At 69.5% G+C, this 21,421-nt stretch carries 17 protein-coding genes; 9 read left to right on the forward strand and 8 right to left on the reverse strand.

From position 1 onward, the window contains the following. Nucleotides 1-14: 14 nt before the first annotated feature. From ABD817_RS38335 to ABD817_RS38355, 5 genes are all read right to left on the reverse strand, one after another. Nucleotides 15-704 carry a PadR family transcriptional regulator gene (locus tag ABD817_RS38335; RefSeq protein WP_344923367.1) on the reverse strand — a complete coding sequence of 230 codons (690 nt, stop codon included), beginning with the start codon at nt 702-704 and terminating at the stop codon, nt 15-17. After that, the gene (locus tag ABD817_RS38340; RefSeq protein ID WP_344923368.1) at nt 701-1,498 is read right to left on the reverse strand and encodes a DUF4097 family beta strand repeat-containing protein; all 798 of its coding nucleotides are present in this window, start codon (nt 1,496-1,498) and stop codon (nt 701-703) included. The genes ABD817_RS38335 and ABD817_RS38340 overlap by 4 nt, the downstream gene beginning before the upstream one ends. Before the next feature lie 70 nt (nt 1,499-1,568). Further along, nucleotides 1,569-1,745, reverse strand: a complete 177-nt coding sequence (locus ABD817_RS38345; protein ID WP_329094229.1) for a DUF6104 family protein — start codon at nt 1,743-1,745, stop codon at nt 1,569-1,571. A 138-nt stretch (nt 1,746-1,883) separates the two neighbouring features. After that, nucleotides 1,884-5,585, reverse strand: a complete 3,702-nt coding sequence (locus ABD817_RS38350) for a multifunctional oxoglutarate decarboxylase/oxoglutarate dehydrogenase thiamine pyrophosphate-binding subunit/dihydrolipoyllysine-residue succinyltransferase subunit (RefSeq protein WP_344923369.1) — start codon at nt 5,583-5,585, stop codon at nt 1,884-1,886. A gap of 193 nt (nt 5,586-5,778) precedes the next feature. Beyond that, nucleotides 5,779-6,444, reverse strand: a complete 666-nt coding sequence (locus ABD817_RS38355) for a B3/B4 domain-containing protein (RefSeq protein WP_344923370.1) — start codon at nt 6,442-6,444, stop codon at nt 5,779-5,781. A gap of 90 nt (nt 6,445-6,534) precedes the next feature. On the opposite strand from ABD817_RS38355, the gene ABD817_RS38360 reads away from it, so the two are divergent. Together ABD817_RS38360 and ABD817_RS38365 are read left to right on the forward strand one after the other, a co-directional pair. Next, on the forward strand, nt 6,535-6,993 hold the full coding sequence (locus ABD817_RS38360; RefSeq protein ID WP_344923371.1) for a helix-turn-helix domain-containing protein: 459 nt from the start codon (nt 6,535-6,537) through the stop codon (nt 6,991-6,993). Next, on the forward strand, nt 6,990-7,469 hold the full coding sequence (locus ABD817_RS38365) for a hypothetical protein (protein ID WP_344923372.1): 480 nt from the start codon (nt 6,990-6,992) through the stop codon (nt 7,467-7,469). The genes ABD817_RS38360 and ABD817_RS38365 overlap by 4 nt, the downstream gene beginning before the upstream one ends. A gap of 43 nt (nt 7,470-7,512) precedes the next feature. Here ABD817_RS38365 and ABD817_RS38370 read toward each other — a convergent pair whose 3' ends face one another. Then, on the reverse strand, nt 7,513-10,041 hold the full coding sequence (locus ABD817_RS38370) for a glycoside hydrolase family 9 protein (protein WP_344923373.1): 2,529 nt from the start codon (nt 10,039-10,041) through the stop codon (nt 7,513-7,515). 204 nt (nt 10,042-10,245) lie between these two features. Continuing rightward, nucleotides 10,246-11,136, reverse strand: a complete 891-nt coding sequence (locus tag ABD817_RS38375; protein WP_344923374.1) for a glutathione S-transferase family protein — start codon at nt 11,134-11,136, stop codon at nt 10,246-10,248. A 291-nt stretch (nt 11,137-11,427) separates the two neighbouring features. Here ABD817_RS38375 and ABD817_RS38380 point away from each other — a divergent pair, with 291 nt between their 5' ends. The 3 genes from ABD817_RS38380 (at nt 11,428) to ABD817_RS38390 (ending at nt 13,354) form a co-directional block, all read left to right on the forward strand. Next, nucleotides 11,428-12,210, forward strand: coding sequence for an ABC transporter ATP-binding protein (locus tag ABD817_RS38380; protein WP_344923375.1), 783 nt, complete (start codon nt 11,428-11,430; stop codon nt 12,208-12,210). Beyond that, entirely contained in the window at nt 12,207-12,728 is a 522-nt protein-coding gene (locus ABD817_RS38385; RefSeq protein WP_344923376.1) for an NADPH-dependent FMN reductase, read from the forward strand. The genes ABD817_RS38380 and ABD817_RS38385 overlap by 4 nt, the downstream gene beginning before the upstream one ends. A 119-nt stretch (nt 12,729-12,847) precedes the next feature. Beyond that, nucleotides 12,848-13,354 (forward strand): flavin reductase family protein, encoded by a 507-nt coding sequence (locus ABD817_RS38390; RefSeq protein ID WP_344923377.1) that lies wholly within the window; start codon nt 12,848-12,850, stop codon nt 13,352-13,354. Between the two features lie 310 nt (nt 13,355-13,664). Here the strand turns inward: ABD817_RS38390 and ABD817_RS38395 are convergent, their stop codons facing one another. Beyond that, on the reverse strand, nt 13,665-14,723 hold the full coding sequence (locus ABD817_RS38395) for an NAD(P)H-dependent amine dehydrogenase family protein (RefSeq protein WP_344923378.1): 1,059 nt from the start codon (nt 14,721-14,723) through the stop codon (nt 13,665-13,667). 327 nt (nt 14,724-15,050) lie between these two features. Here ABD817_RS38395 and ABD817_RS38400 point away from each other — a divergent pair, with 327 nt between their 5' ends. From ABD817_RS38400 to ABD817_RS38415, 4 genes are all read left to right on the forward strand, one after another. Continuing rightward, nucleotides 15,051-15,947, forward strand: coding sequence for an SDR family oxidoreductase (locus ABD817_RS38400; protein ID WP_344923379.1), 897 nt, complete (start codon nt 15,051-15,053; stop codon nt 15,945-15,947). Nucleotides 15,948-16,332: 385 nt separating this feature from the next. Beyond that, entirely contained in the window at nt 16,333-19,866 is a 3,534-nt protein-coding gene (locus tag ABD817_RS38405; protein WP_344923380.1) for a ThuA domain-containing protein, read from the forward strand. 130 nt (nt 19,867-19,996) lie between these two features. Beyond that, nucleotides 19,997-21,181, forward strand: coding sequence for an ROK family protein (locus ABD817_RS38410; RefSeq protein WP_344923381.1), 1,185 nt, complete (start codon nt 19,997-19,999; stop codon nt 21,179-21,181). Nucleotides 21,182-21,195: 14 nt separating this feature from the next. Next, nucleotides 21,196-21,421 (forward strand): ATP-binding cassette domain-containing protein (locus ABD817_RS38415; RefSeq protein ID WP_344923382.1); only part of this gene is annotated, 226 nt, incomplete at its 3' end.

Raw genomic sequence — 21,421 nt, forward strand, 5'->3', positions numbered from 1 at the left:
AGGCGTCGCCGGGATCATCGGAGCGCGTCGCGGATGCGGCGGGCCGCGTCGTACAGGGCGTCCTGGGCGGTCGCCAGGGTCTCCTCGCTGACCTGCGCGGCCGCCGCGTCCCTGCGGACCTCCTCGACGAACTCGGCCAGCATCTGCCCGAGCCGGGCGTCTCCGGCGTGTGACCCCTCGCCGGTGAAGCCGTCGGCCCAGACGCGCTTCCACTCGTCCTTCCACTCGCCGCTCTGGCGCTGCCACTCGCGCCGCTGGCGCTGCCACTCCGTCTTCTGCTCGCGCCAGACCTTGCGCGAGTCCTGCTCGGTGCCCTGGCGCACGTCGCGCGCCATCTGGGTGAGCTCCTCGCGCAGCGACTTGACCGTGTCGCGTACGTCCTCCTTGACCTCGCGGGCGATGTCGCGGACCGAGTCGGAGATCTCCTGCTCCAGGTCGGCGAGCTCGTCGAGCCGCTCGTTGAGCTCGTCGCGGCCCCGGTCGCTGATGGTGAAGACCTTCTTGCCGTCCACGACCTCGTGGGTGACCAGGCCCTCCTCCTCCAGGCGGGCCAGACGCGGGTAGATCGTGCCGGGGGAGGGGGAGTAGACGCCGAGGAAGCGATCCTGGAGCAGCCGGATCACCTCGTAGCCGTGGCGCGGGCTCTCCTCCAGCAGCTTCAGAAGATAGAGCCGGAGCCTTCCGTGGCCGAAGACCGGGCTCATGCCTGTGCTCCCTTCAGGAGAGTGACGTCCGCGGAGACCGTGTTGGCCGTCAGCGACGCCATGCCGCCGCCGATCCGGCCGCTCAGCGTCTTCGCGCCGGGCTGGACGGAGTGGTCGAGCTCGGGGAAGCCGGTGTCGATCCTGCCCGAGGTGGAACGGATCTTGACATCGGTCTCCACCGTGTACGGGAGCCGGAGCACGATGTCGCCGGAGACGCTGTTCATGGTGACGTGACCGGTCGGCGGGAGCTCCAGGTCGGCGGTGATCCGGCCGGAGACGGTGGTGACGCTCAGCCGCCGGGGCGTGCCCTGGGCCACGGTCAGCTCACCGGAGATGCTCTTGAACGACAGGTCGCCCACCAGGCCGCGGCTCTCCACGGCGCCGGAGACGGTGTCGGCGTTGATCTCGCCGCTCACCCCGTCGAGCACGATCCCGCCCGAGACGCTCCTGACCGAGGTGCGGTCCTCGAAGCCGGCGACGACCGCGGACGCGGAGACCACGCCCACGTTGACCGGGCAGTCCTTCGGCACGGTGAGGGTCAGCGTGGCCCTGCGGCGCCCGGGACGCAGCCAGCCCAGCAGGCCGTCCCAGGTGAGGTCCTTGTAGGTGACGGTGAGCGTGCCGTCGTCCTCGTGGGTGACGAGCAACGGGGGGTTGTCGACCTCGGTGACCTCAAGCGTGGGAGGGCCGTCGCTGGCCAGCACGGCCAGTTTCCCCGCCACGATCCGCACGTTGAGTTTCCTCACGGACTCAAAGGTGAGCTGCTCTGGTTTCTCGATCGTCCATTGCCGCATGTGCGTGACCTCCTTGTACTGGACACGATATGTCGCGTCAATCGGAAGGTCAAGATATATCGCGTTTTTCTCAGTCGTCCTCGTCGTCCAGCCGGGCCAGCCAGGTGGCCAGCCGTTCCACCGGCGTTTCGAAGTCGGGGTTCAGGTCGACGAACTCGCGCAGACGTTCGGCCAGCCACACCACGGTGACCTCCTCCTCGCCCCGGCGCGCGACGAGTTCCTCGATGCCGCGATCGGTGAAGTACATCACGTTCTCCTCTGACGACGCTGTGGTCACACTCGCGGTCTCCTGGTGACTCGCGATAACGGGAAAGTCCCCCGCAGAGGCTCCTGCGGGGGACTTCCGTGGTGACGCCTGCCTCGGACCGGCCGGTGGCCGGTCCGCCTACTTGAAGATCTCGCCCAGCATCTGCTGCAACTCCGCCTCGTGGGTGGAGTGCGAGCCGGTCGCCGGGGAGGAGTTGGCCTTGCGGGAGACCCGCTTGATCGAACGCCCGCCGAAGACCCCCGGGTTCTCGGCCAGCTTGAGCGCGAGGAACGGCCACGGACCCATGTTGAGCGGCTCGTCCTGCGCCCACACCAGCTCGATGTCGGCGGCGTAGCGGCTCAGCTCGGCCTCCAGCGGGTCGCCGGGGAACGGGTAGAGCCGCTCCAGGCGGACGATCGCCACGTCGTTGCGGCCCTCCTTGTCGCGGGCCGCCGCCAGGTCGTAGTAGAGCTTGCCGGAGACCAGCACGACCTTGCGGACGCCGGCCGGGGGGGCCGTGACGTCGCCGAGCACCGGCTGGAACGACCCCGAGGTGAAGTCGCCGACCGCCGAGATCGCCGCCTTGTGCCGCAGCAGCGACTTGGGCGTGAACACCACCAGCGGACGGTGCCGGTTCGACAGCGTCTGCCAGCGCAGCAGGTGGAAGTAGTTGGCCGGGACCGTGGGCTGCGCCACGGTCATGTTGTCCTGGGCGCACATCTGCAGGAAGCGCTCGATGCGGGCCGAGGAGTGGTCGGGGCCCTGGCCCTCGTAGCCGTGCGGCAGCAGCAGGGTGACGCCGGAGCGCTGGCCCCACTTCTGCTCACCCGAAGTGATGTACTCGTCGAGCACCGACTGGGCGCCGTTGACGAAGTCGCCGAACTGCGCCTCCCAGGCGACCAGCGCCTCGGGCCGCTCCACGCTGTAGCCGTACTCGAAGCCGAGCGCGGCGTACTCGCTCAGCAGCGAGTCGTAGACGTAGAACTTCGTGGTGCCCTGGTTGAACGCCTTGAGCGGGGTGTGCTCCTCGCCGGTGACCCGGTCGACCAGCACCGCGTGCCGCTGGGTGAACGTGCCGCGCCGCGAGTCCTGGCCGACGAGGCGGACCGGGTGGCCGTCGATCAGCAGCGAGCCGAAGGCCAGGGTCTCGCCCATGCCCCAGTCGATGTGGTCTTCGGCGACCATCTGCCCTCGGCGCTGCAGCACCGGCAGCAGGCGCGGGTGGACGGTGAAGCCCTCGGGCATGTTGAGCTGGGTTTCCACGATCCGCTTGACGGTCTCCTCGGAGACGGCCGTCTTGACGTCCTCGTGCGACCAGGGGACGTTCTCCATGTCGACGGGGCGGGAGAACTCGCCCGTCGGGTCCTTGGCCGCCGCGCGGGTCTCGGCGAAGGCGTTCTCCAGCTTGGCCTGGTAGTCGCGGAGCGCGCCCTCGGCCTCCTCCACCGTGATGTCGCCCCGGCCGATCAGCGCCTCGGTGTAGAGCTTGCGGGTGGAGCGCTTGGCGTCGATCAGGTCGTACATCAGCGGCTGGGTGAAGCCCGGGTTGTCGGCCTCGTTGTGCCCCCGGCGCCGGTAGCAGATCAGGTCGATCACCACGTCCTTGCGGAACGCCTGGCGGTACTCGAACGCGAGCCTGCCGACCCTGACCACGGCCTCCGGGTCGTCGCCGTTGACGTGGAAGATCGGGGCCTGGATCATCCGGGCCACGTCGGTGGCGTACACGCTGGAGCGCGAGCTGGCCGGGCTGGTGGTGAAGCCGACCTGGTTGTTGACCACGATGTGCACGGTGCCGCCGGTGCGGTAGCCCCGCAGCTGCGACAGGTTGAGCGTCTCGGCCACCACGCCCTGGCCCGCGAAGGCCGCGTCGCCGTGGACGAGCACCGGCAGGACGGTGAAGCCCTCCTCGCCGCGCTCCAGGAGGTCCTGCTTGGCGCGGACCACACCCTCCAGGACCGGGTCGACCGTCTCCAGGTGGGAGGGGTTGGCCACCACCGAGGTCTTGAGCTTGGAGCCGTCGGGCGAGACGAAGTCGCCGCTCGCGCCCAGGTGGTACTTCACGTCGCCGGAGCCGTGCGCGCTGCGCGGGTCGATGTTGCCCTCGAACTCGCCGAAGATCTGCCCGTACGACTTGCCGACGATGTTGGCCAGCACGTTGAGCCGCCCGCGGTGGGCCATGCCGACCACGGCCTCGTCGAGCCGCTCCTCGGCCGCGGAGCTCAGCACCGAGTCGAGCAGCGGGATCAGCGACTCGCCGCCCTCCAGGGAGAAGCGCTTCTGGCCGACGAACTTCGTCTGCAGGAACGTCTCGAACGCCTCGGCGGTGTTCAGCCGCTCCAGGACGCGGAGCTGCTCGGTGCGGTCGGGCTTGGCGTGCGGCCGCTCGATGCGGGCCTGGATCCAGGCGCGCTCCTCGGGGTTCTGCATGTGCATGTACTCGACGCCGATGGTGCGGCAGTAGGAGTCGCGCAGCACGCCGAGGATCTCGCGCAGCTTCATCAGGGGACGGCCGCCGAACCCGCCGGTGGCGAACTCGCGCTCCAGGTCCCACAGGGTCAGGCCGTGCGACTTGATGTCGAGGTCGGGGTGCTTGCGCTGCTTGTACTCCAGCGGGTCGGTGTCGGCCATGAGGTGGCCGCGGACCCGGAAGGCGTGGATCAGCTCGATGACCCGGGCCGACTTCGCCACGTCGTCGTCGTGCGTGGTCGAGATGTCCTGGACCCAGCGGATCGGCTCGTACGGGATCCGGAGGGCCTCGAAGATCTCGTCGTAGAAGCCGTCCTCGCCGAGCAGCAGCCGGTGGACCTGCCGCAGGAAGTCGCCCGACTGGGCGCCCTGGATGATGCGGTGGTCGTACGTGCTGGTGATCGTCATGACCTTGCTCACCGCGAGGCGGGAGAGCGTCTCGGGGGAGGCCCCCTGGTACTCGGCGGGGTACTCCATCGCGCCGACGCCGATGATCGTGCCCTGCCCCGGCATCAGGCGCGGCACCGAGTGCACGGTGCCGATGGTGCCCGGGTTGGTCAGCGAGATCGTCGTGCCGCTGAAGTCGTCGACCCCCAGCTTGCCCGCCCTGGCCTTGCGCACGACCTCTTCGTACGCGACCCAGAACTGGCGGAAGTCCATCCGCTCGGTCGCCTTGATCGACGGGACCAGGAGCTGGCGGGTGCCGTCGCTCTTGGCGACGTCGATGGCCAGGCCCAGGTTGACGTGCTCGGGCTTGACCAGCACCGGCTTGCCGTCGGCCTCGGCGTAGGAGTGGTTCATGTCCGGCAGGACCTTGAGGGCCTTGATCACCGCGTAGCCGATGATGTGCGTGAACGACACCTTGCCGCCGCGACCGCGCGACAGGTGGTTGTTGATCACGATCCGGTTGTCGATGAGCAGCTTCGCCGGGACCGCGCGCACACTGGTCGCCGTCGGGACTACGAGGCTGGCCTCCATGTTGGCCGCTGTCCTCGCGGCGGCGCCGCGTAGTCGGACTTCCTCGGCACCGGCGGCGGCGGGCAACTGCGTCTCCTGCTTGGGTTGGTCCGCCGGGGCGGGCTTGGCCGCCGCCGGCGCTGGGGTCGTCGCCGCGGGGGCCGGGGTGGCCTGAGCCGCAGCCGGGGGGGCCGAGGGCGCAGCGGGTGTCGGTGGAGCGGCGGGCGCGGCGGTGGCCGCACCCTGGGGCGCGGCGCGGCCGGACCCCGAATCAGGGCTGTAGTCGGCAAAGAAGTTCCACCAGGCCCGGTCGACCGACTCGGGGTCCTGGAGGTACTTCTGGTACAGCTCGTCGACAAGCCATTCGTTCTGACCAAAGGCTGCCAGCGGGTTTGTCCGCGACGACTCAGACGACACGGCGGAAATCGCCCTCTTCCGCAGATCGGCGTTGATGATAGAGAACCTGTCCAAGGCTACTCGCCTTGGCTCGGACCTGCGCCAGTCTGACGGCAGCTTCCTTGCCGATCCTCTCAGTAGGGGTTAAAACGGTCAGCCACCGGGTGACTGTTTACCCGCTCGGTCGCTGGTCAGCCCGATCCGGCGGGCGCGGTCAGCCCGGCCAGAGCAGTCGCGACTCCACCCGGATACCCGGAGTGACGTCTTCGAGCAGCCCGGCCAGCTCGTCCCCGGCCGCGCGCAGCTCCTCCGAGGACAGGGGGGCGAGCCGCTCCAGCAGGAACAGCGCGTCCGTTGTCTCCTCGGTGATCCGGGTGCGGACGCACTGCCGCCAGTTCCACCGGCGGCAGGTGACGCCCCTGTCGTCTCGCCAGACGACCTCACCGGCCTCCGGGTGGTCGATCGCGGGCTCGCCCCGCTCGACGACCTCGAACGGCTCGTCGCCGGTCGCGCGCACCAGCCTCGCCGCCCCCTCGTAGCGGGCCAGGTCCTCCCCGCCGATCGGCAGGCCGTGCCTGACGCTGATCGCGTTGTAGGCGTCGACCACCCGGTTGATCTCCGGTGGCGGCATCCGCCTGACCAGCGCGTCCACCGAGGGCCTGGTCCGCTGCGGCTTCGCCCCGAACCCCCGGTACGCCTCCCGCCACGCCTCGATCCTCGGGTCGTCGACCGCCACGGCCTTCTCCGCCGCCTCCGCCAGCCAGGCCCGCGACCTGTCGTCGGTCGGCCCGTTGCGCAGCCCGTACACCCCCACCACCAGCACCCCGAAGTCGGGCCTGAGCGCGCTGACGGCGGGATCCACCCGGATGTCCTCGATCACCGCCCCAGTTTAGGCCGCCCGTTGCCCTCCCCTCGTGATTTTTCTTTCAAATACAATGCCATATTTGAAAGAAGAGATATCCTGAAGGGCGTGGGTGAACGTGATGAGCAAGCGCGACTGATCGTGGAAGATCTCGCCGATCTTCTGTCCCTGGCCCGATGCCGTACGTCGGATCGTGCCCTGCAGGCGACGATCCGGCGGATGTCGCTCCGGCACGACCAGGGGCCACGCCCGTCGGCGGTGAAACTGGCGTGCGCGGCCGAGTTGCTCGGCGTGAGCGTGCCCACCGTCCGCTCGTGGATGGCGCACGGCGTCCTGAGGGCCGTGCCTGGTGAGAAGGTGACCAGGATCTCCGCCACCTCACTGGCCGAGGTTCTGGCTGTTGTTCGCGAGACCGAGCAGGGAGAACCCGGACGTCGCCGGCTGGCGCGGGTCGTCGACGCGTTGAGGGATCGCGACCTGCTCGAAAGGGCTCAGGACGCCGCGCAGATGACCGGTGATCTCGTCGAGTACGGCGAGGACGACCTCAGGAAGCTGCTCGGTCCGTGAGCAAGAGGAAACGCCGGGGCGAGGCTCCCGCGGAACCCCCGCGGTTCGGCATCCTGGTCGCCAAGGGTGTCGACGCCGTCGTTCGCGACGCCGGAACTCCCCGGCGGGTACGGGAGGCGTTCGTCCGGGTGCACGGGGAGGTGTCGCGGCGAGGCTGTGCCGCGGCGCATTACCGGCTGTCCGGTCCGGGCAACTGGCCGCGATTCTGTGTGATCAGGCTTTCTGACGGCTGGCGGCTGGTCGTCTCCTTCCCGGAGGTGGACACCGTTTTGTTCCTGCTCCTGGAGAGGCATGACAATCGCACGGACCCCTACGCGTTCCTGGAGGAGGCGTTCGACCTGCCCGGACGCGCGGGTCATCAGGCCGGGACCGCTCATGCGAAGCCGTCCTGCTGCGGTGACGACGGCGGGCCGCCGCTGATCGAGGACCAGGGCCTGATGGCCGCGATCGAGCAGATCGTGCGCCGGAGATTCTGAGGGAGCGAGGAGCGGCCGCCCTCGGGGACGGCCGCTCCGCAGGTCACCGGCAGAGGGCGCCGTTGAGGAGGAAGCGTTCCGGTCTGGGGTTGGGGCCGGGGGCGTCGGCGCCGATGAAGCCGAAGGTGACCGAGCCGCCGGGCTTGATGGTCTTGTTCCAGGAGAGGTTCCTGGCCGTCACGGTGGCGCCGTCCTGGGTGAGGGCGGTGCTCCAGTGCCGCCGCACGGTCTGGCCGCCGAGGAAGGACCAGCCGAGGGTCCAGCCGTCGATGGCTTTGGTACCGGTGTTGGTGACGGTGACCTGGGTGTTGAACCCGTCGGGCCACTCGCCGTGGGTGGTGTAGGTGACCTTGCACGGGCCGGGAGCGGCGGGGGTGGCGAGGTAGGAGGCGATCCAGGCGAGCGGGGAGTTCCAGTTGATCGTCAGCTCGTTGGTGGCCCACGACTCGATGTCGTCGATGTAGCAGAACTGGGGCTCGCAGCCTCGTAGCTTGGCCTGGGCCACCGGGTCCTGGATGGCGGAGTTCGGGCCTCCGGCCAGGGTGCCGCGCGGCGGGTTGGGCAGGGAGGGGTCGAGCTGGCGGGCGTACCAGCGGCTGTGCTGGTTCTTCGAGGCGACCTCGCCGTAGCCGGTCACGTACGACTGGTTCAGCGCGTTGCGCCCGAAGATGTAGTCCAGCCCCTCCAGCACCCCGTCGCGGTACTTCGCGGCGCCGCTCAGGTCGTGGGCGACGGCCATCACGACCATGTTGTTGAGCACCAGGTTGTTGGAGCCCCAGTCGTAGTCCGGCGGGTTGTACGGAACGCCGTACGGGTGGGCCCTCTGGACGGCGAGATACTTGTCGGCGCCCTCCAGGACCGACTGACGCACCCGCGCCCGGTCGGGGAGCGCGCTGGGCACGGACGCCAGCTGCAGGCGGCCGAGCTGGGCGGTGTTGCCCCAGTCGAAGCCGCGCTCGCGCCAGATGTCGCCGGTGTGGTGCGGCGAGGCGAGCACGTAGTCCCTGAACTCCTTCTCGCCGGTGGCGAGGTAGAGCTCGGCGGCGGCCCAGTAGAACTCGTCGGTCACGTTGTCGTCGTTGTAGGCGCCGCCGCCCACCCCGTCCGCCGGGTCCGCGTACCGCGCGGGGTTGGACTTCGCCGCCGCCCACGCCTTCCTCGCCGCCGCGAGGTTGCGCGCGGCGAACGCGGCGTCGTACGGGGCGAAGAGGCGGGCCGCCTGGGCCCCGGTGGCGGCCAGGTTGAGGGTGGCGGCGGTGGAGACCGGGTGCAGCTCGCGGGGCTGGGGGTCCAGGTGGGGCAGGAGGGGCAGGCCGGTCCACGCGGCGTCGTGGATCTTGTGGTGGGCCATTCCCGCGTACGGTCTGCCGTCGGGGACCTGCATGCTGAGCAGGAACTCCTGCTCCCAGCGGGCTTCGTCGAGGATGTCGGGCACCCCGTTGCCGCTCTCGGGGATGTCGAGGTCGCCGTCCCGGTGGACGCCGTCGGTCTTGGCCCGCTCGAAGGCGGACATCAGCTGGTGGACGGAGATGCCGCCGTTGACGACGTACTTGCCGTGGTCGCCCGCGTCGTACCAGCCGCCCCTGACGTTCAGCGTGTAGTCGCAGACGCCCGGCTGGCAGGGCACCGCGACGTCACCCCGGTTGGGGGCGACCCCGATGTGCCCGGCGGGCCTTCCGTAACCGGGGCGGAGGTCGTCGAGGATCGGGATGCCGCTGCGCTGGGTGTAGTAGAACTTCAGCGCGTCGGTCCTGAGCTCGCCGTAGACGTCCGCGCCGATGTCGAAGGGACGGCTGGTCTCGCCGTCGGCCTCCAGCGTGTAGCCGGTGCCGGACGCGGTGACCGTGCCGAAGTCGATCGAGTGGACGTTCTGGCCGGAGCTGCCGTCGACGCCGCGCGGGACCGTGTCCCCCTCGGCGACGGTCTCCCCGCCGCGCCGGAGCCTCCAGCCGACCGGCTCCGTGGCCTCGGTGACGAGGGTGGCGTTCTTCGGCCCCGAGGGCAGGTAGCCGACCATGTTCACCCGGACGCGGGGGCCGGTGTCCGGTTCGTAGACGTCGGGCTCGGCTCCACCCTTGAGGGAGACGTTGTCCACGCAGAACCTCCACGGGGTGGTGCTGCCCCCGAGCTGGAACACCACCTGCGCGTTCGGCAGGTCCACGGGCGAGGTGAAGGTGTAGCGGTAGTCGTTACCGGACACGCTCAGCTCGGGATTGGCCGACAGGTACTGCGTGTAGGGGTCCACCGGGAGCTGGACGAGCGCCTTGGCCACCCGGCCGGGCGTCGCGATCCCGAAGAAGGAGAACTCGTACGTCTCGTCCTCGACCAGGGGGATGTCGTTCTGGCCGACGATGACGTCCCACGGGTTGGCGGTGCCGCCGGGGACGTCGGCGCACAGACGGCCGCCCTCGACCTCCAGCGCGGTGTTGCCGGTGCTCCACCAGGGGGCGGTGCCGGTGTCGAAGGTGCCGTTGACGATCTGTTCGGGGGCGTCGGCGGCGGCGGGCAGGGGGGTGAGGGTCACCAGGGCGGCGGCCGTGGCGAGGACGAGCCAGGTGGGCGGTCTGATCACGGAGGGTCCTTTGGCCGGGGGAGGTGCCAGATCGCGGGAGCGCGGGTCCGACATCCCGGCCGGAGGGACCCAAGTGGGAGCGCTCCCACAACCTGGGTGCCCGATGTTTCCAGCGCGTTTCGCCCACCGTCAACCGGCACCCTCCCGGGCCGCTCGCCGACCGGGCGAATGACCGATTTGTCCGATGAAACTTTCAGCGGGGCGTCAGGGAGCGGTCCAGTCGATCTCGGGCCCCCGGGGCACGATCCCGGTCGGGTTCACGTTCGTCTGCGTCACGAAGTAGTGCCGCTTGATCTGGTCGAAGTCGGTCGTGTCGCGGAACGCCGGGATGGCGTACAGCTCGCGGGCGTAGGTCCACAGGGCCGGATAGTCGGTCAGCCGCCGCACCGCGCACTTGAAGTGCGAGTTGTAGACGGCGTCGAACCTGGCGAGCGTCGGGTAGAGCCGCACGTCGCTCTCGGTGAGCGCGTCGCCGTGCAGGCGGCGGCGGTCCGACAGCCGCTCCTCCAGCAGGTCGAGCGTGGCGAACACCTCGGTGACCGCCTCGTCGTACGCCTCCTGGGAGCGGGCGAACCCGGCCCGGTAGACGCCGTTGTTGAGGCCGCGGAAGATCACCTCGTTGAGCGCGTCGATCTCCTCGCGCAGCTCCTCCGGGTAGAGGTCGGGCGCGCCCTCGGCGTGCCACGGCGCGAAGGCCGTCTCCAGGGTGAGGGTGATCTGCGGGTAGTCGTTGGTGACCAGGCGCCCGGCGGTGACGTCCCAGACGCAGGGCACCGTGTAGCGGCCCTCGTAGCCGGGATCGGTCGCCAGGTAGAGCTCGGAGAGGTACTCCACCCCGGTCACCGGGTCGCCCCCGGGGATCCGCCAGCCCTTCTCGTCCCTGATCGGGTCGACGATCGTCACTCCGACCACCTCCCGCAGGCCCAGCAGCTCGCGGACGATGAGGGAGCGGTGTGCCCACGGGCAGGCGTAGGAGGCGTAGATCTGGTAGCGGCCGGGCTCCGGCGGGTGCTCGCCGCCCGCCTCGATCCGCGTCGTGAACCGGTTCGGCTGCCTCTCGAAGCGGCCGCCGGAGATCTCCTTTTCCAGCTTCATGTCTCGACGGTACGGGACCTTCGGCCGGGAGGGGGAGCCGGTTCCTCCAAGGTATTTCATGTACAACCAGTAGGAAATATTGACTTACCGGAAAGTGGTGCGTAGTTTCTCCGGTATGGGCATCTATCTGACTCGGTGCGCGCACGTCGATCTCTGCCGCGTGTTCAGCGCCCAGTGTCCGTGATCACAAGTCGACCCGCCGTCCCCTCCTCCCACATCGCACAGGACGCATATCGTGATCATGATCAGACATGTCCCCGCCCTCGCGGGCACCCCTTCGGGGGGTGCCCGGTGAAGCTCCGGATCCAGGGGGTCGGCAAGGAGTTCACCGGCCGTGACACCCAACGTTCCTTCACCGCCCTCGACGACGTCAACCTCGACGTGCGGGCGGGGGAGTTCCTCACCCTCGTCGGGCCGAGCGGCTGCGGCAAGTCCACCCTCCTCGACCTGATCGCCGGGCTCGCCGCGCCGACCACCGGCCGGATCCTGCTGGACGGGATCCCCCTCGAAGGCCCCGGTCTCGACCGGGGGATCGTGCTGCAGCAGTACGCGCTCTTCCCCTGGCGTACGGCGCTGTCCAACATCGAGTTCGCGCTGGAGGGCAGGGCCGCCACGCGGCGGGAGCGCACCGACCTGGCCAGGGGGTATCTGGACCTGGTGGGGCTGGGCGAGTTCGGTGACCGCTACCCCCACGAGCTCCCCCTCGGCGTGCCCCAGCGGGTGGCCGTCGCCAGGAGCCTGGCCGCCGATCCGGCCGTGCTGCTGCTCGACGAGCCGTTCGCCGCGCTGGACGCCGGAACCCGGGAGTCGCTCCAGGAAGAGCTGGTGCGAATCTGGGAGAGGACCGGCACGACGCTCCTGTTCACCACCCGGAGCATCGACGAGGCCGTCTATCTCGGCCGGAGGGTCGCGGTCATGGCCTCCCGGCCCGGACGGATCCAGGGGGCCGTCGAGGTGGACCTCGGTCCCCGCGAGGGGGACCCGAGGGGCGGTTCCCGCTTCGGGGAGTACCGCCACGAGGTATGGAAGCTTCTCCGTTCCGATGTCGATCAGAAAGCGCCGGTGGCCTCATGAGCATTGTGACCGTGGTGGGAAACCCGCGACCGGGGTCGCGCACCCACGGGGTGGCCGTCCGGGCGGCGGCGGCCGTCGCCCGGCGGATCGGGGACGGGAAGGCTCCGGAGGTCGTCGACCTGGCGGCCCTGGCCCCGCTGCTGTTCGCCCCCGAGACGGCACCGGAGGTGAGGGCCGCGCTGGACCTGGTCGCCGGGGCCGACGTGCTGGTGGTGGCGAGCCCGACCTACAAGGCCACCTACACCGGCCTGCTCAAGGCGTTCCTCGACCGGCTGCCGGGCGGCGCGCTCGCCTCGGCCGTCGCCCTCCCGCTCCTGGTGATGGGCGACGCCAAGCACTCGCTGGCGGTGGAGGTCCACTTCCGGCCGCTGCTGGTGGAGCTCGGCGCGACCGTTCCCACACCGGGCCTCGCGCTGCTGGAGTCGCAGATCCCCGACCTCGACGCCGTCCTCGATCCCTGGGCCGATCGGGTCGGCCCACAGGTGGCCTCGGCACTCGGGGAGCGGGCTTCCGCATGACGCCGGGAAGAGATGGCGAGCGTAATGGGTTTTGAAAGGTGTCCTTTGTTCCTCGAAGCGGGAAAAGTGACCAAGTGGAGCGTCTTGGTGATACCCCACACAGTGCTGAGCGAGGTGACATGACCGAGACACTGCCGGGCCGCGCGGTCGACGCGGAGAGCTTCCGGCAGGCACTGGCCGTCCACGCGGCCGGGGTCGTCGTCGTCACCGCGCAGGTCGACGGCATACCGGTCGGCCTCACGGCCACCTCGTTCTCATCCGTCAGTCTCACGCCCCCGCTGGTCTCCTTCTACGTGGACCAGTCCTCGACCACCTGGCCCTGGCTCCGGCAGGCCGATCACTTCGCGGTGAACGTCCTGGCCAGCGATCAGGCCGAGGTGGCCTCGCGTTTCGCCAAGAAGGGCGTCGACCGGTTCGCCGCTCCCACCTCCTGGACCCCCGGGCGCCTGGGCGTCCCGCTGCTGGGCGGCGTCTCGGCCCACCTGATCTGCGCTCCCCACTCCACCGTCGACATCGGGGACCACGTCCTGGTCGTCGGTCTCGTCACCGAAACCGGCCTCGAACCCGGCGGGCGCCCGCTCCTGTACCACCAGGGCCGTTTCGGGCGTTTCATCCCGCATACCTGACGCCTCGGAAACCCTCCGGCCGGTCTCGCGAGAATGTCCCGCGCGGGATTGGCCGGTGGGAAACGGGGATGGCGGGTAAACGCGACGCGAAGGCCGTGATCGAGTGCATGCGTAAAAGCGCATATGTCTGTTTATTGAGCAAAAATACTAAATGCCGTTTCTCGCTCGTCGGCGGTTCAGCGGGGGGCACGGACGAATACCTCTGTCCGTCGTACGTCCGGGCGCGTGACGTCGCTCGTACGGTGCGCCGGGCGGCGGAGCCGGGGGATGTCCGCTCAGGGGACGCCTCGGAGGGGGCCGAGGGGGATCCTCAGGAGAGGCGGACGGTGCCCCGGCCGGTGGCCAGGGGGAGATCCAGCGCGGTGCGGATGCCCGGCGGGGCGGCGCAGAGGGCGGCGACGGAGTTGACGGCGTGGGCGGCGGCAGCGGCCAGACCGTGGGAGATCTCGTCGACGGTGAGCATCAGCTGGGGCACGCCCTCGATGTGGACGCTGAAGCCGGGATCGGCCCACCGTTTCACCCGGTCGGCGTCGGCCTTGTAGACGCACTCCACGGTCATGAAGGGACGGCCGCGGACCAGCCCGCTGAACATCCAGCGGGACGCGCACACGGTGCCCGCCCTGACCGGTCCCGCGGCGATCTCGAACTCCTCGGACGCGAGCTCGAACTCGTCGCTCTCCTCGACCTCGTCGAGGGTCACGCCGAGGTTGTCGGCCACGAACTGGACGCTCTCGGCGAACAGCGAGCGCTGGAAGGCGCGGAAGGGGCGCACGGCGGCGACGTACTCCTTGGCCGAACGCGTGAAGCCGAACAGATCCACCACGATCTGCCGGGACGTGTGCCCCCGGAAGTCGGACGACTCCCGGACGTAGATGTGGTCGACGCGGCTGGACAGGCCGGTCAGCGTGAGGGGCAGCAGGTCGCTCATGAAGCCGGGGTTGACGCCGGTGCCGTGCAGGGACGATCCCCCCGCGCGGCAGGCGGCCTCCAGGCGCTCCACCGCCCCCGTGCCGTGGCACTTGGGGTACACGAACCCGGTGGTGGTGATGACGTTCTTGCCGGTGGCGAGCAGCGCGCAGATGGTCTCCACGTCGCTCGGACGCTCCCCGCCGAAGTAGGACGCCGGCAGCGGCATGTGCAGGACGCAGTCGGCCTTCGTGGCGAGGATCTCCTCGACGTCGTCGGTGCAGGTGACACCGGCCTCGGGGAGCCCGACGAGGGCTCCCGCGTCCTGCCCCACCTTGTCCGGGTCGTAGACCAGGACCCCGGCCAGCTCGAACTCCGGCCGGGTGATCACGCTGCGCAGGGAGTATCTGCCGACGGCACCCGTGGCCCACTGGACCACGCGTAGGGGCGGCGATAAGGACATATAGGGCCTCCAGCCCAAAATATTGGGCGGGGCCGTACTAGGAGAAAGTGAGGGGTGTCGTCGTTGACCCTCGCCCGTGTGGGGCAAAAACTTTAGCAGAAATTAACACGCGCGCTTACTATGCGCAATGATCTCAGGCATTTTTGGTTACCATCGCGCGCTTTTCTCGCGGGGGGTGTAACAGTTCCGCCGACGGCTCGCCCCGGTTTCGCGAGCGGTGTCCCGAAGGTTCCGCAGGTAGTGTTCCGGGGGTTCCCGTGGCATCGCGCGGGCCGGGCGAGTTATCGTTCAGACGACCAGAATTATGTTCTCGTGGGAGGGGTGCGGATGTCGGAGTTGCGGTTCGACGGCAGGGTCGCGGTCATCACCGGCGCCGGGCAGGGACTCGGACGCTCGCACGCGCTGTCGCTCGCCGAGCGCGGCGCCAAGGTGGTCGTCAACGACCTGGGCGGCGCGCTGGACGGTACCGGCGCCTCCGCGGGCCCGGCCGCCGAGGTGGTCGAGCTGATCAGGAAGAACGGCGGGGAGGCGGCCGTCAGCACCGACGACGTCGCGACCCCCGAGGGGGCCCAGGCGATCGTACGGACCGCGATCGACACCTACGGGCGGCTGGACATCGTCGTCAACAACGCGGGCATCCTGCGGGACAGGTCCTTCGGCAAGATGAGCGTCGAGGAGTTCGACCAGGTCCTCGCCGTCCACGTCCGAGGCTCGTTCCTGGTCAGCCGGGCGGCGTTCCCGTACCTCAAGGAGCAGGGGTACGGCCGGATCGTCAACACCTCCTCGCCCGCCGGGCTGTTCGGCAACTTCGGCCAGGCCAACTACTCCACCGCCAAGATGGGCCTGGTCGGCCTCACCAAGACGCTCGGCATCGAGGGCGCCAGGGCCGGGATCACGGCCAACGCGATCGCGCCGATCGCCTGGACCCGGATGACCTCGGAGATCCTGCCCGCCGAGTTCGAGGCGAGGTTCTCCGCGGAGCGGGTCAGCGCCCTGGTGACCTTCCTGGCGCACGAGGCCTGCGAGACCAACGGCGAGGTCTTCAGTGTCGGCGGCGGCCGGATCGCGCGGGTGTTCGTGGCCGAGGGGCCCGGCTGGCGGCAGGACGACCACACGGTGGAGGACATCCGGGACAACTGGCAGGCGATCCTCGCCGAGCAGCCGTACCTGACCCCGACCACCCTCGGCCGGCAGGCGACCGCCTTCATGGAGGCCATGCTCTGACCGTCGCGTACCGGCCGAGGTGGCCGCCGTCGCGGCTGTCGCGACGGCCGGTCGAACGGCTGACGTTCGAGGGCGCTCCCGCCGTGGGGCGCCCTTTTTGGTACCCGCGCTGCTCAGGGGCGGCCCGAGGGGCGGACGCGCCGCCGGACAGGGCCCGGGAGGGCCGTCCGGACGAGACTTTCTGTTTTGACCAAGCAACCTTTTGCTTGACGACCGTCATAACTCCTCCTTACCATCCTGAAATAAGGAGGAAATAAGCCAGAAACCGACAGATTTCGCGATTTCCCGCCGTCCTCTCCCGACCTCTCCCGTCACCACCACCGGCCGGTCCGTGAGGATCGCCCGGTCTGTTTCGCATGTCCTTCTCGTCCCCCCAGGAGATTCCATGCGCCGCCAGCTCACCGCCTTAACGGTCCCGATCCTGCTCCTGTTATCCGTGTTCTCCGGGTTGTCAGTGTCCTCGGCGGCCTCGGCGAACACGGGAGCCGCGAAGGCGGCCGCCTTCCGGGTCCTGCTGTTCACCGAGACCGCCGACTACGTCCACGGCTCGATCCCGGCCGGTATCACGATGGTCCAGCAGCTCGCCGCCGCCAACGACTTCGAGGTCGTCCAGTCCGCCAGCTCGACCGCGCTCAACGACGCGAACCTGGCCACCTTCGACGCGATCATCATGCTGCAGAACTCCGGCATGGTCTGGGACAACGAGGCCCAGCGTCAGGCCACCCAGAAGTTCGTCAACGACGGCGGCGGGATCGTGGCGGTCCACAACACCACGGACATGAACATCGAGGCCCAGTTCCCCTGGTGGGACCAGCTCGTCCTGGGCGGCGCGCACATGACCGCGCACTCGGCCACCGTGCAGGGCACCGCCAAGGTCCTGGACAAAAAACACCCCTCCACCGTGGGCCTGCCCGACCGCTGGGTCCGTACCGAGGAGTGGTACAACTTCGACAAGAACATGCGCGGTGACGTGCACGTGCTGGTCACCGCCGATGAGAGCACCTACGACGCGGGCGGCAGCAAGATGGGCGCCGACCACCCGATCTCCTGGTGCCGCAACGCCGAGGGCGGCCGGGTGTGGGCGACCGCGATGGGACACGAGAGCGCCTCCTACAGCGAGGCCAACTTCCGCCAGCACGTGCTCGGCGGCATCAGGTGGGCGGCGGGCAACGCCGCGGGCGACTGCGGCGGCACCGTATGGAACCGGTTCCAGAAGGTCACCCTCGACAGCGCGCCCGACCAGCCGATGGGCCTGGACATCGCCGCCAACGGCGACGTCTACTACATCGCCCGCTCCGGCAAGCTCATGCTCGTCCGCAAGAGCAACGGCCAGATCGTGACCACCGGCACGCTGAGCGTCTACACCGGCGGTGAGGACGGGCTGATCGGCCTGGTCCTCGACCCGGGCTTCGCGACCAACCGCTGGGTCTACCTCAACTACTCCCCGACCGGTTCGGCGGCGGTCAACCAGGTCTCCCGGTTCACCCTCAACGCGGCCGGTGACAGCCTGGATCTGACCAGCGAGAAGAAGCTTCTCGCCATCCCCGCCACCAGGACCGACGAGCCGGGGCACACCGGCGGGCAGCTCGCCTTCGGGCCCGGCGGGAACCTCTACATCGGCGTCGGCGACGACATCAACCCCTTCTCCTCCGACGGGTACGCGCCGATCGACGAGCGCGCGGGCCGCGCCAACTTCGACGCCCAGAAGACGAGTGCCAACACCAACGACCTGCGCGGCAAGATCCTGCGGATCCACCCGGAGAGCAACGGCACCTACACGATCCCCTCGGGCAACATGTTCGCGCCGGGCACCGCGCAGACCCGCCCGGAGATCTACGCGATGGGCTTTCGCAACCCGTTCCGCTTCTCGGTGGACTCCGAGACCGGCTGGATCTCGGCGGCCGACTACGGTCCCGACGCGGGGGCGGCCAACGCCAACCGCGGGCCCGAGGGCACCGTCGAGTGGAACCTGATCAAGTCGCCGGGCTTCTACGGCTGGCCGTACTGCGTGGGCAACAACACCCCGTTCAACGACTACAACTTCGCCACGTCCACCTCGGGGCCGAAGTTCAACTGCGCGGCGCCGGTGAACAACTCGCCCAACAACACGGGCCTGACGAACCTGCCCGCCATCAAGGCGGCCACCGTCTGGTACACCTACCACCTCACGCCCGAGTGGCCGGAGATGGGCACCAGTGGCGGCGCGGCCCCGATGGGCGGGCCGTTCTACCACTACGACGCGGCCAACCCCTCCGACACCAAGTTCCCCGCGTACTTCGACGACACCCCGTTCTTCTACGAGTGGAGCCGCAACTACCTGATGGAGATGCGGCTGGACGGGAGCGGCAACGTCCTGAAGACCAACCGCTTCCTGTCCAACCTCGGGTTCAGGTCGCCGATGCACATGAAGTTCGGCCCCGACGGCGCGATGTACCTGATCGAGTGGGGGGCCGGTTACGGCGGCACCAACCCCGACGACGGCGTCTACCGCATCGACTACATCAACGGCTCGCGCTCCCCGATCGCGAAGGCGACCGGGACGCCCACCTCGGGCCAGGCCCCGCTCACCGTCCAGTTCTCCTCGGCGGGTTCCGCGGACCCCGACGGGGACCCGTTCACCTACGCCTGGGACTTCACCAGCAACGGCTCGACCGACTCCACCGCGGCGAACCCCTCGTTCACCTACACCGCCAACGGCACCTTCACCGCGAGGCTCACGATCACCGACTCGTCGGGCAAGAGCGGCTCGGCGACGGTGCCCATCACGGTCGGCAACACCGCGCCGGTCGTGCGGTTCGGCTCGCCGCCCGACGGCACGGCCATCTCCTTCGGTGACTCGGTCCCGTACACGGTGACCGTCACCGACCCCGAGGACGGCACGATCGACTGTTCCAGGGTGAGGGTGGTCACGGCGCTCGGCCACGACACCCACAGCCACGACACGGGCCAGTTCACCGGTTGCTCGGGGACCGTGGTGACCACGAACTCCGGGCACGACGCGGACGCCAACACCTTCTACGTCCTCACCGCGACCTACACCGACAACGGCGGCCTGTCCCACACCGCGAACCTGATCCTGCAGCCCCGGCAGAAGCAGGCCGAGTACTTCACCGGCTCGTCCGGGGTCCGGGTCATCGACCAGGCCGGTGCGCAGAACGGCAAGCGAGTCGGCGACATCTCCAACAACGACTGGATCTCCTTCTCGCCGATGAGCGTCCAGGGGGTGGCGTCGGTGTCCTACCGGGTGTCCTCGCCCGTGGGCGGAGGCTCGATCGAGCTGCGCGCCGACTCGCCCACCGGGCAGCTGCTGGCCACCACGGCCGTGCAGAACACCGGCGGCTGGGACACCTACCAGCAGACGGTCACCACGCCCGTGGCGGCGCTGTCGGGCAGCCACCCGCTGTTCCTGGTGTTCAAGCACCCGACCGCCAACCAGTTCGACCTCGACTCCCTCACCCTGAACGCCTCGGGGGGTCCGAGCGGGCCGGTGGCGGGCGGCGTCTACACGCTGACCGCCGCACACAGCTCCAAGGTGGTTGACGTGGAGGGCCAGTCCACGACCGACGGGGCGAGGGTGGTCCAGTGGGCGGGCAACGGCGGCACCAACCAGCAGTGGAGGTTCACCGCCGCGACCGGCGGCGCCTTCACCCTCACCGGGGTCCAGGGCGGCAAGTGCGTGGACGTGAACGGCGCCTCCACCGCGCCGGGCGCACCGATCATCCAGTGGACCTGCCACAATGCAGCCAACCAGCAGTGGAGGTTCACCGCCGGGACGAACGGCACCTGGAGGATCGCCTCGGTCGCGAGCGGTCACTGCCTTGAGGTGCCCGGCGCCTCGACCGCCGACGGCACGCAGCTCACCCAGGCCACCTGCGGGACCGGCACCAACCAGCAGTGGAGGCTCACCCGGGTGAGCTGACCGGGCGGGTCAGGTTCGCCGACTTTTGCCGATTACTGCAAAAGTCGGCGAACCGTTAGGTAAAAGTGATTCACAAATCGGTCTAAAGAGGGTTAGCTTCTGCACACCTGCTCGGAACAGGGAGGTGTTCGTGAAGCGGACGGTCGCTCGGCCGGAGAACGCGCACCAGGCCGCGTTGCTCCGGCTGCTGCGCGAGAGGGCGCGGTCGCGCGCCGAACTCGGCGACGTGACCGCCCTGTCCCGCTCCAGGCTCAATCTGGAACTCGACCGGCTCGTCGAGCTGCGCCTGGTCGAGCAGGCGGGGCTGGCGGCCTCGCGCGGCGGGCGCAGGTCCGGCCTGGTGCGGCTCTCCGGAGATCTCCGCTTCGCCGGGATCGACATCGGCGCCACCTCCATCGACGTGGTCGTCACCGACGGCGAGCTGGAGATCCTCGGCCACCTGAGCGAGCGGTGCGACGTGCGCGACGGTCCCGTGGTCGTGCTCGACCAGGCCATGGAGATGATCGCCAAGCTGGGGGAGCAGGGCATGTTCACCCAGCTGTACGGCGCGGGGATCGGTATCCCCGGGCCGGTCAGCTTCCGCGAGGGGGTGCCGGTCGCCCCTCCGATCATGCCCGGCTGGGACCGCTACCCCGTCAGGGAGGCGGTCGGCCAGGCCCTCGGCTGCCCCGCCGTGGTCGACAACGACGTCAACATCATGGCCCTCGGCGAGCTGCACTCGGGGCTGGCCAGGCAGGTGGACGACTTCCTGCTCGTCAAGATCGGCACCGGTATCGGCTGCGGGATCGTGGTGGACGGCAAGATCTACCGGGGTGTCTCCGGCAGCGCCGGCGACATCGGCCACATCCGCGTCGACGACCAGGGCCCCGTCTGCGCCTGCGGCAACATCGGCTGCCTGGAGGCATACTTCGGCGGGACCGCCCTCGCCAGGGAGGCCACGGCCATCGCCGGGCGCTCGGTCCACCTGGGCCGCCGTCTCGACCAGACGGGCACCCTCACCGCGGAGGACGTCGCCACGGCCGCCGAGATGGGCGACGCCGAGGCGGTACGACTCATCCGTGACGGCGGGCGCAGGGTCGGCACGGTGCTGGCCGGGCTCGTCAGCTTCTTCAACCCCGGCCTCGTGATCATCGCGGGAGGAGTGGCCCAGCTGGGCCACGTCCTCCTGGCGGAGATCAGAAGCGTCGTCTACCGCCGGTCGCTGCCCCTGGCGACCGGAAACCTGCCCATCGTGCTCTCGGAGCTGGGACCCGACGCCGGCGTGGTCGGCGCGGCCAGGCTCAGCAGCGACCATGTCTTCTCGGCTCCCCGATGAACCAGCGAGGCCCCATGTCAGAAGCCACCCCCCTGCTCCTCATGCGCGGGATCGTCAAGCAGTTCCCCGGAGTGCGCGCCCTCGACGGCGTCGACCTGGAAGTGCTGCCAGGAGAGGTGCACTGCCTGCTCGGCCAGAACGGCGCCGGGAAGTCCACTTTGATCAAGACCTTGGCGGGCGCTCACCAGCCCGACGAGGGGACGATCACGTTGAACGGTGAGGAGGTGCGGCTGTCGAGCC

The organism is Streptosporangium oxazolinicum, from assembly GCF_039537505.1.
GTDB classification, from domain to species: Bacteria; Actinomycetota; Actinomycetes; order Streptosporangiales; family Streptosporangiaceae; genus Streptosporangium; species Streptosporangium oxazolinicum.

Coding starts and splice junctions, on each gene's coding strand:
- ABD817_RS38340 (WP_344923368.1), bottom strand. CDS start 1,498: ATGCGGCAATGGACGATCGAGAAACCAGAGCAGCTCACCTTTGAGTCC.
- ABD817_RS38385 (WP_344923376.1), top strand. CDS start 12,207: ATGAGCATTGTGACCGTGGTGGGAAACCCGCGACCGGGGTCGCGCACC.
- ABD817_RS38390 (WP_344923377.1), top strand. CDS start 12,848: ATGACCGAGACACTGCCGGGCCGCGCGGTCGACGCGGAGAGCTTCCGG.
- ABD817_RS38335 (WP_344923367.1), bottom strand. CDS start 704: ATGAGCCCGGTCTTCGGCCACGGAAGGCTCCGGCTCTATCTTCTGAAG.
- ABD817_RS38375 (WP_344923374.1), bottom strand. CDS start 11,136: ATGAAGCTGGAAAAGGAGATCTCCGGCGGCCGCTTCGAGAGGCAGCCG.
- ABD817_RS38405 (WP_344923380.1), top strand. CDS start 16,333: ATGCGCCGCCAGCTCACCGCCTTAACGGTCCCGATCCTGCTCCTGTTA.
- ABD817_RS38400 (WP_344923379.1), top strand. CDS start 15,051: ATGTCGGAGTTGCGGTTCGACGGCAGGGTCGCGGTCATCACCGGCGCC.
- ABD817_RS38395 (WP_344923378.1), bottom strand. CDS start 14,723: ATGTCCTTATCGCCGCCCCTACGCGTGGTCCAGTGGGCCACGGGTGCC.
- ABD817_RS38345 (WP_329094229.1), bottom strand. CDS start 1,745: ATGTACTTCACCGATCGCGGCATCGAGGAACTCGTCGCGCGCCGGGGC.